This window comes from Methylocella tundrae (genome assembly GCF_901905185.1).
GTDB lineage: Bacteria > Pseudomonadota > Alphaproteobacteria > Rhizobiales > Beijerinckiaceae > Methylocapsa > Methylocapsa tundrae.
This window is the reverse complement of record NZ_CABFMQ020000043.1, coordinates 1-395: the sequence shown is the minus strand read 5'-3', so window position 1 is coordinate 395 and position 395 is coordinate 1. Positions and strand designations below refer to the sequence as shown.

Genomic DNA, 395 nt, shown 5'->3' with positions numbered 1-395 from the left:
CCTCCACGTTGAAGCGGCAGTCCCCCGGTACCGTGTTGGGGGCGATGCCGCCGGCGACCATGCTGCATTGCAGGGTCGTGTAGGGCAATTCGAATCCCGGATCGCGGTACCCGCTTCCCGCCTCCATCCCGGCGAGGCGCTGCACCTGGGCGATCAGATGGGCACCATGCTCTATGGCGTTAATGCCGAGGTCCGTGCGGGACGAGTGGGCTTCGCGGCCACGGACGCGGCAGCACATTTCCCTGCGGCCCTTGTGCGCCACGACCAGACCCATCATCGTGGGCTCGCCCACGATGCATGCCGCGGGGCGGATCCGCCGGTCCGCGAGGTCGGCCAGCATGTCCCGCACGCCGATGCAGCCGACCTCCTCGTCGTACGACAAAGCCAGGTGGAAG

The 395-nt window shown here is 68.1% G+C and carries 1 protein-coding gene; it reads right to left on the bottom strand.

The window, feature by feature from the left end:
• On the bottom strand, positions 1-395 hold a 395-nt coding region (locus MPC4_RS04815), incomplete at both ends, for a peptidase dimerization domain-containing protein (RefSeq protein ID WP_174511528.1).